Consider the following 13,487-nt stretch of genomic DNA (forward strand, 5'->3'; position numbering starts at 1 on the left):
CCGTATTTTTGCAACCTCTTAAAAAAGAGGTTATAAAAGGTATTATATATAGATGTACAAGGAATATAAGCAGTTAAACTTATCGCAAACAGGCAAAGAAATACTGGAGTTTTGGAAACAGAACAACATATTTGAAAAAAGTATCAGCAGCCGTCCGGCAAATAACCCCTATACGTTTTACGAAGGGCCGCCGAGCGCTAATGGTATGCCCGGTATTCACCACGTAATGGCGCGGTCAATAAAGGATATTTTTTGCCGTTACAAAACCCTGAAAGGTTTCCAGGTAAAGCGTAAGGGCGGCTGGGATACCCACGGCCTGCCTATTGAGCTGGCCGTTGAAAAAGCATTAGGCATAACCAAAGACGATATTGGCAAAAAAATAAGCGTTAAGGATTATAATGATGCCTGCCGCAAGGAAGTAATGCGCTATACCGACGTATGGAACGACCTGACCGAGAAGATGGGTTACTGGGTTGACCTTAACGATCCGTACATCACCTACAAAAACGAATACATTGAAAGCCTTTGGTGGATACTAAAGGAGTTTTATAATAAAGGCTGGTTATACAAAGGATATACAGTACAGCCTTATTCGCCAAAATCGGGTACCGGTTTAAGCTCGCACGAACTTAACCAGCCAGGTACTTACAAAATGGTGAAGGATACTTCAATAGTGGCCCAGTTTCATTTAAAGAACAATCAGCCGCATCCGCTGATCCCGGTTTTGTTTGAAGATGAAAACGAGATCACTACCATTTTAGCATGGACAACAACGCCGTGGACACTGCCATCAAACTGTGCGCTGGCCATTGGCGAAAACATCGACTATGTAAAAATACGCACCTTTAACCCTTATACCCATGAGCCGGTTAGCGTAGTGCTTGCCAAAGCGTTGGTTGGTAAATACTTTAAGGCTGAGGGCGAAAATGCACCGTTCCAGGATTATAAAGGTGGCGACAAAATTATCCCATGGGAAGTAAGAGCTGAATTTAAAGGTATTGAATTGATTGGCCTGCGCTATCATCAGCTGATGCCTTATGTAACAAATGAAGACCTGGAGCAAAACGCTTTCCGCGTTATACCGGCTGATTTTGTTACTACAGAAGATGGTACCGGCATAGTACACACAGCATCGGTTTTTGGTGCGGATGACTTCAGGGCCTGTAAAGAAAATAACGTGCCATCAGTAATGGTGAAGGACGAAGCAGGCAAGGACGTTCCTTTGGTTGATAAACAAGGCCGTTTTGTTGATGAGGTTACCGATTTTGCCAAACGCTACGTTAAAGACGAATACTATACCGATGCAGAACGTTCGGCACCTGATTTCAGGGGTACGGATGTACTCATCTCCATCAAATTAAAAACAGAAAATAAGGCGTTTGACGTTAAAAAATATGAGCACAGCTACCCGCACTCATGGCGTTCAGACGAGCCTATATTATATTACCCGCTTGATAGCTGGTTTATCCGTACAACTGCGGTAAAGGATAAAATGGTGGAGCTGAATAAAACCATCAACTGGAAACCGGAATCAACCGGAACCGGCCGTTTTGGTAACTGGCTCGAAAACCTGGTTGACTGGAACCTTTCCCGTTCACGCTACTGGGGTACCCCACTGCCTATCTGGCGTGAGGAAAACGGTGCCGAAGAAAAATGTATAGGTACCATAGCCGAGCTGAACGCAGAAATTGAAAAATCAATAGCAGCCGGCTTTATGCCAGCAGGGTTTAAGCTGGAAGATATGCACCGCCCGTATGTTGATGATGTGATATTAACTTCATCAAACAGCAACAAAATGTTCCGGGAGCCTGACCTGATCGACGTTTGGTTTGACTCGGGTGCTATGCCTTACGCGCAATGGCATTTCCCGTTTGAAAACCAGGAAGAATTTAAGAACGCCTACCCGGCCGATTTCATTGCCGAAGGTGTTGACCAAACCCGCGGTTGGTTTTTTACCCTGCACGCCATAGCTGTTATGCTTAGCGAAGCAAGCGACAAGGTAAAAGCTGTTAATGAGCAGGTTGGTAATAAAGGTGTAGCGTTTAAAAACGTAATTTCAAATGGTTTGGTGCTGGATAAAAACGGCAACAAAATGTCGAAACGTTTAGGCAATGGCGTTGACCCGTTTGAAACCATTGAGCAGTTTGGTGCTGATGCGCCACGCTGGTACATGATCAGCAATGCTTCGCCATGGGATAACCTGAAATTTAACACCGAGGGTATTGACGAGGTTAGGCGTAAGTTTTTTGGTACGTTATACAACACTTATTCGTTTTTTGTGCTGTATGCCAACATTGATAAATTTACTTACAGCGAGCCGGAAATAGCTATTTCGCAACGCCCGGAAATTGACCGCTGGATCATTTCGTTATTAAACACGCTGAGCCGCGAGGTTGATGGTTTTTATGCCGATTTTGAGCCAACGAAGGCTGCCCGTGCCATACAGGAATTTGTTGACGAGCACTTTAGCAACTGGTTTATCCGCTTAAGCCGCCGCCGTTTCTGGAGGTCAGATAATTCCGAAGATAAATTATCGGCTTACCAAACGCTGTATACCTGCCTGATCGCGATCAGCAAATTAATGTCGCCCATAGCGCCGTTCTTTGCCGATAGGTTATATAAAGATCTGAACGCGGTAACAGGTAAAGAGGAGTTTGAATCGGTTCACCTCGCTTACTTCCCTGAGTACCACGATGAACTGGTTGATGCCGACCTGGAAGAGCGTATGCAGCTGGCGCAGGATATATCATCGCTGGTATTATCATTAAGAAAAAAGGTAGGTATAAACGTACGCCAGCCGCTAAGTAAAATATTATTGCCTATATTGGATAAAGGTTTTGAGCAGCATGTGGAGCAGGTAAAAGAATTAGTTTTATCTGAAACAAACATTAAGAATATTGAGTATATTACCGACACGGCTGGTTTCATCAAGAAGAAGATAAAACCAAACTTTAAAGCCTTAGGGCAAAAGGTAGGTAAAGATATGAAGGCGGTTGCCGAAGCAATTAATAATTTTACGCAGGAAGATATAGCCAGACTGGATGCCGAAGGAAGTATTCAGGTGCTTGATAATAAGTACGATATAGGCTTAGCCGACGTTGAAATTATAGCAGAGGATGTTCCTGGGTGGCAAGTTGCAAATTTAGGAAAACTAACTGTCGCTTTAGATGTTACCATTACCGACGAACTGAAACAGGAGGGGATCTCGCGCGAGTTGATAAACCGCATCCAGAATCTGCGTAAGGGAAAAGAATTTGAGGTTACCGATAAGATAAATGTAAGCATCAGCAACCATCCGTTTATTAAAAAAGCGGTGGATAGTAATTTATCCTATATTTGCGCCGAAATTTTAGCCGAGAGCATAGTGCTTGAGAATGAGATGAATGATGGCGAATTGGTTACCATTGACGAAAATGAAATTTTTATTGTTATTAGTAAAGTATAAATGAAAGTAGAAACCGAAAAAACCAGATATTCTGAATCAGATCTGCAAGAGTTTAAAGCTCTTATTCTTGATAAACTGCGTATCGCTAAAGAAGAGTTAAACTCTTTGGCAACTTCATTAAGTTCGCCAAATGCTAACGGAACCGATGATACTGCAGGTACTTATAAAACTTTAGAAGATGGCTCGGCCACGCTGGAAAAGGAACAAATTAACCAGTTAGCCGCCCGCCAGAAAAAATTTATTGACCAGCTGGAAGCAGCCCTGGTACGTATTGAGAACAAAACTTATGGTATTTGCCGCGAAACCGGCAAGCTGATACCTAAAGAGCGCTTACGTGCTGTGCCGCATACCACCTTAACAATGGAAGCAAAATTAAAGCAATAAATGAAGGCTGCTTACACCAAACCTTTTTTAACTGCTATATTTATTATTCTTGCCGACCAGATTATTAAAACCTGGGTACGCGGACACATGTTCATGGGCGAAGAGATTCGCCTTTTAGGTAGTCGCGGCATGCTGCATTATACCGAAAACAATGGTATGGCGTTTGGCATGGAATGGGGCGGTGATGCAGGTAAGCTGGCTTTAACGTTGTTCCGTATTGTTGCGGTTTGTGGTATTGGCTATTGCCTTGTTTATTTAATAAAACACAAGTACCATCGCGGGCTTATCATGAACGTGGCACTTATTTTGGCAGGCGCCGTGGGTAACATTATCGACTCAACCTTTTATGGTATCATGTACAACTATGCTCCCCTGTTTCACGGGCGTGTGGTTGATATGTTTTACTTCCCTTTGTTAAGAGGTATATTCCCTGCATGGGTGCCTATTTGGGGTAATGAGGCTTACGAGTTTTTCAGACCGGTATTTAACCTGGCCGATGCCTCTATATGTGTGGGTGTTATCATGATACTGGTATTTCAGAAACACTACTTTAAACATGAGGTGCCTGAAGTAAACAGCCCCAACAGCGAAATGGTTGAAGAATAACAGATTTTAAAATTTACTATTAATAAAAAAGAGCCGCGATAAGCGGCTTTTTTTATATCTCAAAGTGTCATTTCGAACGATAGTGAGAAATCTTATACAGCTTTAAATACCGCCGAGTAAAAGATCTCTCCTCGTACCTCGTTCGAGATGACAGCTATGTTTTTTATATATTCCTCACCTATCTCAACTTCATATTCACCGGGTCCCAGTTAATAACCTTGTTTTCAAAATAGCTGTCGTTGCAGGCCAGGCACGGGGCTGCCGCGCGGAAACCAAAAGTGGCATCCTCAACAACCGGTTTGCCTGTACGTATGGAGTCGAAAAAATTGGCAAAATGATCATTAGATGCATTGTAGTTTTCCGGCTCGCGATAGATAATACCATCCATTTTTGGGGCCTGCTGATCGGCAGCCGAGTACTTTTTGTTGTACTCATCCCTTATTGCTTTTTGCATAGCTTCAGGATAGGTATTGAACGAATCCCATCCGCCATAGCCGGGAGCTACAGGCATTTTGCTTTTGTGTATGGTAAAACCATCACCATCGCTCATATCAATAACCCCTTCCGAGCCTATTATTTTGGTTACGGCCTTGTCGCCTTCGCCGCTTACAAAGTTTACCTGCAACGTGGCCTGAAAAGCCGGGTGCTCCGGCGACTCGGGATACGAAACTACAGCACTCATTACGTCAGGAACATTCCGGCCGTCTTTCCAGTAAGTTAAATCTCCAACAGAGAATATTTTCTCCGGACCTTTGGAGCCGGTAATAAAATGTATCCCCGAAAGCAAGTGCACAAATAAATCGCCGGCTACTCCGGTACCATACTCCCGGTAATTGCGCCATCTGAAAAAGCGGTTACTATCATAATCATATTTTTTCTTGCTGTTGGCCTGAAACTCATCCCATCTCACGGTTTGTTCCGATGCATCAAGCGGAATAGTATACTGCCAGGCGCCCAATGCGCTTTGCCTGCTAAAGGATGCCTCCACTGCGTTTATTTTGCCTATAGCACCGCTCTGGTACAGTTCCTGTGCCTTTTTAAAGGCAATGCTGCTTACCCGCTGACTGCCTACCTGAAAAACCGCTTTGGTTTCCTGCTGGGCCTTTATCTCCTTCAACCCCTCACTAATATGATGCACCATGGGTTTTTCACTGTAAACAGCTTTACCCTTGTGCATAGATTCAATAGATATAGGGCTGTGCCAATTGTCGCTGGTGGCTACAATAACGGCATCAATATCTTTTCGGTTTAATATATCCTGGTAGTTATCCGTTGTGTAAATATTAGCGCCATAAAGTTCTTTGACACGCTCAAGCCTGCCTTTGTACAGATCGCAGCAGGCTACCAGCTCTACGCCGGGTACGGTAAGCGCGGCACGGGTATCGTTAAAACCCATAATGCCCATACCTATTGTGGCAATCCTGATCTTATCGTTCGGTGTAATGCGTTTTTCAGCCTGTAGTATCCGTTTTTCATATTCCTCTTTAGCGGCTAGGCTACTGAGCGATGCCGATGTTAGGATAACCGAGGTGCCAAATTGTTTTAAAAACTTTCTTCTGTCAGTTGCCATAAGCAAGATAATTTAGGTTAGGTAAATGGGTAATAATTGGTTAATACCATCCGGATAATTGCGGGGAACAAATGCGGGGATCGTATTTATATGCAATATAAAAGAACAAAATTTAGCCTGCAACTTTTTAATATTATTTAAAAAGTTTAATTTGCGGAAACATTTCCAATTACTATAACCCTTTCTGTATGAAAAAACTATCCCTATTGCTCTGCTGTTGCCTGGCACATTTTTTATCATTTGGTCAAATAGCCCAGAGTGGCTTGTCAATTATTCCCGAACCGGTGAAAACCGCAAGATTCGCCGGCCAGTTTGTGCTGCCCAAAAATGTAATAATTGAAGCTGGCAGCAAGCCAGAACTTTTACCGGTAACCAGTTATCTGAAAAGTAAACTTACCACCGCCGCGGGCTCAACTGTTACTATAAAAAGCCTTGCACCAACCGCATCCATCAAATTGGTGTTGAATAAAACAGCCGATACAGTGTTGGGTACCGAGGGATATAATCTTTCAGTAAAGGCAAAAAAGATAGTGATCAGGGCTAATGAGGCTGCCGGTTTATTTTATGGTGTGCAAACCCTCATGCAGTTGTTGCCTTCAGAAATTGAAGGTAAAGAGCTTGCGAAAAACATAAAATGGACTGTTCCTTGTGTAGAAATTACCGATTACCCAAGATTTGGCTGGAGGGGTTTAATGTTTGACGTTGCGCGCCACTTTTTTACCAAAGCCGAAGTGAAACAATATATAGATGCTATGGTGAAGTATAAACTGAACCTGCTGCACCTCCACTTAACCGATGACGAAGGCTGGCGTGTGGAGATCAAAAGCCTGCCGCGCTTAACCGAAGTAGGTTCACATAATGTAAAAAAAGTTGGCCAGTTTGGCACCTTTACTCCACCGGCTGTTGATGAGCCCCGCACCTATGGCGGATACTATACTCAGGAAGATATTAAAGAACTGGTGCAATATGCTAAAGACAGATTTGTAAATATATTGCCTGAAATTGATGTACCGGGCCACAGTCTTGCCGCTGTTGTAGCCTATCCGGAGCTTTCATGCACCCCAGGTGCCGACAAATATGTGGTTAACTCCGGCGAACCTTTTATGGATTGGAGCGGTCCGCATAATAAGGCCATTGTTGACAATACTTTATGCCCGGCCAACGAAAATGTTTACACCTTTTTGGATAAGGTTGTAACCGAGGTAGCCCAGCTGTTCCCATTTGGATATATACACATGGGCGGCGATGAGTGCGCCAAGAATTTCTGGGAGCAAAGCGATGCCATTAAAGCATTGATGGCCAAAGAGAACCTGAAAACACAACAGGAGGTACAAAGCTATTTTGAGAAACGTTTGGAGAAAATAGTAGAATCAAAAGGTAAAAAGTTCATGGGTTGGGATGAGATCATTGAAGGAGGACTTGGCCCCAATGCTGCTGTTATGAGTTGGAGAGGTATTAAAGGCGGTATTGAGGCGGCTAAATTGGGCCACGAAGTAGTAATGAGCCCAACTACCTTTGCTTACCTTGATTACATGCAAAGCGACCGTGTGAATGAAACTAAGATATACGCCTCGCTGCGTTTGAGCAAATCATATGAGTTTGAACCGGTTCCGGATAGTGTTGATGCTAAATTGATCAAAGGAGGCCAGGCAAATTTATGGACAGAGCAGGTATACAACATTCGTCAGGCCGAATATATGACTTGGCCAAGGGGGATGGCTATAGCTGAGTCTGTATGGTCGCCTAAGGCAAAGAAAAACTGGAATTACTTTTTTGGCAAGGTAGAAAAACAGTTTAACCGCTTTGATGAAGCCGAGATCAAGTATGCACCAAGCGCTTATGACCCATCATTTACCGCTATAAAGAACACTGATGGTACCTTAAAAATAACGTTGACCAACGAAGTAGAAGGACTGGATACTTATTACAGTTTTGATAACTCCTTCCCCGACAGGTTTTACCCTAAATATACCGAGCCTATTGATGCCCCTAAAGATGCCACCACGCTAAGGGTGATCACCTACCGGGGTAAAAAACCAATTGGCCGTATGGTTACCATGCCGATCGCTGAGTTGAATAGCAGGATCAAATAAATACCCTTATAATAAGAAAGCCTTGCAGGTTATCCTGCAAGGCTTTCTTATTTGCTTGAATGTCATTGCAAGCATAGCGAAGCAATGACATTTTTTTAGCAGTTTACTTAATCAGCCCGCTCGCCTTTGGTTTTTGCTGCTATTTGTAAAGCCCTATAAGCATTCACTATGCCGCCGGTTTTGCTCAATGTGGCAAAATCAACCTTGATGGTTTTACTGCCTGGTTTATATACTTCAGTGCCTGTTAAAGGTGTTGCCGATTGCAGGATGATCTGTTTAAGCTGCTTTGCGCTCAGGGTTGGATAGTATTCTAAAAGCAGAGCAGCTACCCCCGCTGTAATAGGTGATGAAAAGCTGGTGCCATCTTCGGTCATAAATTCAGCATCGGTATCAACAGTAGTTACTTTAACGCCGGGTGCAAATATATCCACGTTTTTTTTGCCGTAATTGCTAAAGTCGCCTGCCAGGTGTTCATCTAACTTCGGTCCCGATGCACCAACATTGATCAGGTTATCAGCATCTGTTGATGAGCCATCTAAAAATGTATCGTTCGGAAAATCTGGCTTTACATCCATATCCTGGCTGTCGTTTCCAGCTGCCTGTACCAGTAGTACATCTTTCGCTGCTGCATATTTAAAAGCCTCGTCAAGCCATTCTTTGTGAGGTGATACCTGTTTGCCAAAGCTCATGTTAATGATCCTGGCACCATTATCAACAGCGTAATGAATAGCGTTGGCAATATCCTTATCATACTCATCACCGTTAGGTACAGCCTTGATGGCCATGATGCGAATGTTATCGGCCACACCGTTGATGCCATAGTTATTATTGCGAATGGCACCGATAAGCCCGGCCACGCCTGTTCCGTGCGATGCATCTGAAAATTTAAGGAGGTTATTGCCGTAAGGCTTATGATCCATACTGTCCACATTATCGCCAACAATGCGCTTACGTGCCTCCAGATCGGGCGAAAGATCATTGTTTAACTTGGCCAGGTATTCGCTTAGGTCTTTGATAATAGCAGCATTGTTTTTATTGCTGCCCTCCTGCGAAAATATGGAGTCCCATACATATTTGCTTTGTGAAAGGGTATCATTGGTCATTTTAAGCTTTACCAGGTCAGCCTGTTTAAAAGTGCCGTTGGCTGGCAGGCTAAGCCCTCTTTTAATATAACCGCTGGTAACCATAAGGGCGTTCATGATAGGCTGTAGTTGCTCGGTTTCTGTGCGGGCCTTGTTAACGGTGCTATCATATACGGTTTTAACGTGTTTCCAATAGGTATAATCCTTTTTGTCAACCGCATTGGTATCGGTAAGGGTAGCATATTTGTCTTTTAACTTATTGTATTCCCTAACCTCTTCAGTAGTTTCATTAAAGTCGGCTTTGCCATCGGGACCGCCTAAAAAATTCCAGCCGTGTATATCATCAATATACCCGTTATGGTCATCATCAATGCCATTACCCGGGATCTCTTTGGTATTTATCCATAAAATACTTTTCAGGTCTTTCTGCAGCGTATCCACACCGCTATCAATAGTGGCAACAACTACGGTTTTGCTTTTTTTGCCCTGCAAAAAAAGATAAGCAGGTTTAAGGCTGATGCCATAAAAGCCGTTTTCTTTTAAATCCATCAGCTGCCAGCCTTTGGGTGGTTCAGGATCTGGTTTAGGAAGTACTTGTGCCGAAGCGGGTAAACTTAAAGTTAATGATAGTGAAACTAATAAAGCGGTACCGGTAATGTAGTTGCGGAAATTGAACATGTACAAAAGTTAGTAGTAAAATATTTTAGAGGTCAAACTTAATGCCCTGCGCTAAAGGCAACGTTTTTGAGTAATTAATAGTATTAGTTTGGCGCCTCATGTAAACTTTCCATGCATCAGAGCCCGATTCGCGGCCGCCGCCGGTCTCTTTTTCGCCACCAAAAGCGCCGCCAATTTCAGCGCCCGATGTACCTATGTTTACATTAGCTATGCCGCAATCAGAACCCGCGTATGATAAAAATTGTTCTGCCTCACGCAAATTATTGGTCATGATGGCTGATGATAAACCTTGCGGAACACTGTTTTGCAGTTCGATGGCCTCATCAATAGTGCTGTATTTAATAAGGTATAATATAGGAGCGAACGTTTCGTGCTGAACAATTTTAAAATGGTTCTCTACTTCGGCAATGCATGGTTTTACGTAACATCCTGATAAATAGTTATCACCGTTAAGTTTACCTCCTTCTACCACAAACTTTCCACCTTCGGCCTTGCATTTTTCAATGGAGTCAAGATAAAGATTTACAGCATCGTGATCAATGAGTGGGCCCATATGGTTGTGCTCATCAAGCGGGTTACCAATACGGATCTGGCCGTATGCATTCACCAGTTTTTGTTTAAAGGCCTCATAAACGCTTTCGTGAATAATAAGCCTGCGTGTACTGGTGCAACGCTGGCCCGCGGTACCCACTGCGCCAAACACCGCGCCGATAAGCGACATATCCAGATCTGCGTTTTCGGTAATAATGATGGCATTGTTGCCGCCCAGCTCCAGCAGGCTTTTGCCTAAACGCGCGCCTACGGCAGCGCTAACCGCCTTGCCCATACGGGTAGAGCCGGTTGCTGATATTAGGGGCACACGGGTATCGGCGGCCATCAGCTCACCAATGTTTCGGTCGCCGATAACGAGGTTTGATACTCCATCCGGGATATTGTTTTGTTTAAAAACCTCCTGAACAATATGCTGGCAGGCAATAGCCGTTAAAGGTGTTTTTTCTGATGGTTTCCAGATACAAACATCGCCGCATACCCAGGCCAGCAGGGAGTTCCAGCTCCAAACGGCTACCGGAAAATTAAAGGCCGAAATGATACCCACAATTCCCAGCGGATGATATTGCTCGTACATACGGTGCTCCGGCCTTTCGGAGTGCATAGTGAGGCCGTAAAGCTGGCGGCTTAGGCCAACTGCAAAATCGGCAATGTCAATCATTTCCTGCACTTCGCCCAGGCCTTCCTGCAGGCTTTTACCCATTTCGTATGATACCAAGGCGCCCAGATCTTGTTTGTTGCTACGCAATGCTTCGCCAATCTGGCGTACAATTTCACCGCGTTTGGGAGCCGGTGTTGTGCGCCAAGTTTTAAAGGCTTTGGCAGCCTGCTCAACAACCTGGTTGTAATCGCTTTCGGCAGCAAATTTTACCGATGCTATTTTTTTACCGTCAACCGGTGATATAATATCTTTAACCGTAGAAGCGGCACTGCTGCCCCAGTTACCGCCAGTACTAAAAGCATCGTTAATATCGTTTATATGTAAACGTTTTAGAATATCTGAAATATCGAGGTTCATAATTGTTACTTTTGTCAAAGGTAAAAATCTTAAGGCAATTTTTTGTTTACCCACCTTTGGCCTGTAAATTGATACTAATTAATTATCAACGAATTGCACTGGAATTGTTGTAAAAGTGTGTGAATGTTGAAAACTTAATTGTCGTTTTGACGCATAGTTGTTGTATTTTGATCTCAATAAGTCTTTAAAAGCAATAACAATTGTTAATATAAAGCGGATGTTCTGCAAACAAAATTGAATGGAAGAAGAATTTGAATTTGGTTTTACCGAAGATCCAAAGTTTTCGGTAGAACGGTACGAGGAAATGATTCGAAATCACGACCAGTACTTTTTTGATGCCCAGGCGTTTGAGAACATAATCGACTACTACATCGAGAAAAATGATCCGGCGAAGGCATTACAAGTGGCAGAGTATGCACGTAATCAGCACCCTTTTGCAGCAGTATTTTTAATTAAACAGGCCCAGTTACTGGTGGTAACCAACAAAGTAACAGAGGCTTTTGCTGCTTTGGAGAAAGCTGCCATGCTTGAGGCTTCTGACGCCGATATTTACATAATCCGCGGTAATTTGTATGAGAGCATGGAGCGTTTTGGCGAAGCTCTTGAAAATTATGAAAAAGCATTAGGCCTTGCCGAAGAGACTGATGAGATATTGCTGCATATTGCCTACGTATACCAAAACATGGGCGATTATGATACCGCTATAACTTATCTGAAGCTTTGCCTAAAGCAAAACATGGAAAATCAGGATGCCCTTTACGAACTGGCTTTTTGCTACGATGTGATGGACAACCAGCAGGAAAGCGTTCAGTTTTATCAGCAGTATATTGATAACGAACCTTACAGCTATGCCGCATGGTATAACTTAGGTAACGCTTACACCAAGCTAAGCCTGTTTGAAAAAGCTATTGACGCGTATGACTATGCCATACTTATTAAGGATAGCTTTGCATCGGCTTACTTTAATAAAGGTAATGCCCTGGTTAACCTGGAAAAATATGCTGAGGCCATTGAGGTATACCGCCATACTTTTGAGTACGAGCAACCTAATGCCGATACCTATTGCGCCATTGGCGAATGCTATGAAAAGCTGGAGCAGATGGATGATGCCCGCGCTTTTTACAAGAAATCGGTTAAAATGGACCCTAAACTGGCCGATGCCTGGTTTGGGATTGGTGTTACCCTTGATTTTGAGGAACGTTATTTTGAGGCACTGCACTTCTACAAAAAAGCGCTTGACCTTGATATAGCCAATGCCGATTACTGGTTTGCCATTGCCGATGCTGAATACAAGCTGGGGCACATGACCGAGGCAGAGCAGGCTTATGAAAAAGTGGTAGAACTAAACCCGCTTGATGTTGATGCATGGCTTGACTATTCATCTATATTGTATGAGCAAAGCAGACTGCAGGGAGCTATCGAAATTATTGCAGAAGCTATAAAGAACAACCCGGAGGCGGCAGAACTATATTACCGTATGGTAGCTTATTTGTTTGCCAAAGGCGAGTATAATGAAGCGCTGAACCAGTTAGAACTTGCACTTGCATCTGACCCTGAAAAGCATTACATATTATTTGATTATCTGCCGCAATTGCACGAGAACAAAGTAATTGTGGATATTATAAACAGGTATACCAAGTAAATTGATCAGGTAGCTGATTAATATGCGCATTGATTGCGTAGTAATTTAATTGATTAAGCATATTAAGTATATATCTGCCGAAAGATCATTTCAAAAAAAGCTCAAACCTATTTAGGGTTTGAGCTTTTTTTGTATAATAATGTTGATATACAATGCCTTATAATATATTATCTTTGTATTGATTATGAGCTAATTAACCCCTAATGTTATGGCAAAGACTAAAGTGCAGCCCCCAAAGCCGGATGTTCAGATGTTAGCAGGTAAGGTTGGAACCAATCCGCTTTATAAAGGTTTTGTTAAAGCAGGGATTCAGGCAACAGACCCTAAAAAAGATCAGGACGCAAACAACAACAATCCAAGCAACATGGCTTAAGTAAAAACAAATTGTACTTGGTATGATTTCTTTTGAGCAAGTACAAT

9 protein-coding genes are annotated in these 13,487 nt (G+C 43.1%); 6 read left to right on the plus strand and 3 right to left on the minus strand.

The features are described from left to right. Positions 1-52: 52 nt before the first annotated feature. From ileS to QWZ01_RS23060, 3 genes are read left to right on the plus strand one after another with little or no spacing between them, the layout of a single operon-like run. A complete protein-coding gene (gene ileS, locus QWZ01_RS23050; RefSeq protein ID WP_290327541.1) occupies positions 53-3,445 on the plus strand; it encodes an isoleucine--tRNA ligase in 3,393 nt (1,130 codons plus the stop codon). Continuing rightward, entirely contained in the window at positions 3,446-3,829 is a 384-nt protein-coding gene (locus QWZ01_RS23055) for a TraR/DksA family transcriptional regulator (protein WP_290327544.1), read from the plus strand. Further along, positions 3,830-4,435 (plus strand): lipoprotein signal peptidase, encoded by a 606-nt coding sequence (locus QWZ01_RS23060; protein WP_290327546.1) that lies wholly within the window; start codon positions 3,830-3,832, stop codon positions 4,433-4,435. It abuts the gene before it with no gap. Between the two features lie 178 nt (positions 4,436-4,613). Here the strand turns inward: QWZ01_RS23060 and QWZ01_RS23065 are convergent, their stop codons facing one another. Continuing rightward, complete coding sequence (locus tag QWZ01_RS23065; protein ID WP_290327548.1) at positions 4,614-6,005, minus strand: Gfo/Idh/MocA family protein; 1,392 nt, start codon at positions 6,003-6,005, stop codon at positions 4,614-4,616. A 188-nt stretch (positions 6,006-6,193) separates the two neighbouring features. Between QWZ01_RS23065 and QWZ01_RS23070 the strand changes: the two genes are divergently transcribed. After that, complete coding sequence (locus QWZ01_RS23070) at positions 6,194-8,098, plus strand: beta-N-acetylhexosaminidase (RefSeq protein WP_290327550.1); 1,905 nt, start codon at positions 6,194-6,196, stop codon at positions 8,096-8,098. Positions 8,099-8,205: 107 nt separating this feature from the next. Here the strand turns inward: QWZ01_RS23070 and QWZ01_RS23075 are convergent, their stop codons facing one another. Together QWZ01_RS23075 and amaB are read right to left on the minus strand one after the other, a co-directional pair. Continuing rightward, a complete protein-coding gene (locus QWZ01_RS23075; RefSeq protein WP_290327552.1) occupies positions 8,206-9,858 on the minus strand; it encodes a S8 family serine peptidase in 1,653 nt (550 codons plus the stop codon). Positions 9,859-9,883: 25 nt separating this feature from the next. Next, positions 9,884-11,425, minus strand: a complete 1,542-nt coding sequence (amaB, locus tag QWZ01_RS23080) for an L-piperidine-6-carboxylate dehydrogenase (protein ID WP_290327554.1) — start codon at positions 11,423-11,425, stop codon at positions 9,884-9,886. A gap of 238 nt (positions 11,426-11,663) precedes the next feature. On the opposite strand from amaB, the gene QWZ01_RS23085 reads away from it, so the two are divergent. Together QWZ01_RS23085 and QWZ01_RS23090 are read left to right on the plus strand one after the other, a co-directional pair. After that, the gene (locus QWZ01_RS23085) at positions 11,664-13,067 is read left to right on the plus strand and encodes a tetratricopeptide repeat protein (protein ID WP_290327556.1); all 1,404 of its coding nucleotides are present in this window, start codon (positions 11,664-11,666) and stop codon (positions 13,065-13,067) included. 208 nt (positions 13,068-13,275) lie between these two features. Next, positions 13,276-13,440, plus strand: coding sequence for a hypothetical protein (locus QWZ01_RS23090; protein ID WP_290327557.1), 165 nt, complete (start codon positions 13,276-13,278; stop codon positions 13,438-13,440). Positions 13,441-13,487: the final 47 nt, after the last annotated feature.

It is taken from the genome of Mucilaginibacter aquaedulcis, assembly GCF_030409325.1.
In the GTDB taxonomy this organism is placed as follows: Bacteria; Bacteroidota; Bacteroidia; order Sphingobacteriales; family Sphingobacteriaceae; genus Mucilaginibacter; species Mucilaginibacter aquaedulcis.

Excerpts from the sequence above, each read along its gene's own strand:
- ileS (WP_290327541.1), top strand. The coding sequence starts at position 53 with ATGTACAAGGAATATAAGCAGTTAAACTTATCGCAAACAGGCAAAGAA.
- QWZ01_RS23055 (WP_290327544.1), top strand. The coding sequence starts at position 3,446 with ATGAAAGTAGAAACCGAAAAAACCAGATATTCTGAATCAGATCTGCAA.
- QWZ01_RS23060 (WP_290327546.1), top strand. The coding sequence starts at position 3,830 with ATGAAGGCTGCTTACACCAAACCTTTTTTAACTGCTATATTTATTATT.
- QWZ01_RS23065 (WP_290327548.1), bottom strand. The coding sequence starts at position 6,005 with ATGGCAACTGACAGAAGAAAGTTTTTAAAACAATTTGGCACCTCGGTT.
- QWZ01_RS23070 (WP_290327550.1), top strand. The coding sequence starts at position 6,194 with ATGAAAAAACTATCCCTATTGCTCTGCTGTTGCCTGGCACATTTTTTA.
- QWZ01_RS23075 (WP_290327552.1), bottom strand. The coding sequence starts at position 9,858 with ATGTTCAATTTCCGCAACTACATTACCGGTACCGCTTTATTAGTTTCA.
- amaB (WP_290327554.1), bottom strand. The coding sequence starts at position 11,425 with ATGAACCTCGATATTTCAGATATTCTAAAACGTTTACATATAAACGAT.
- QWZ01_RS23085 (WP_290327556.1), top strand. The coding sequence starts at position 11,664 with ATGGAAGAAGAATTTGAATTTGGTTTTACCGAAGATCCAAAGTTTTCG.
- QWZ01_RS23090 (WP_290327557.1), top strand. The coding sequence starts at position 13,276 with ATGGCAAAGACTAAAGTGCAGCCCCCAAAGCCGGATGTTCAGATGTTA.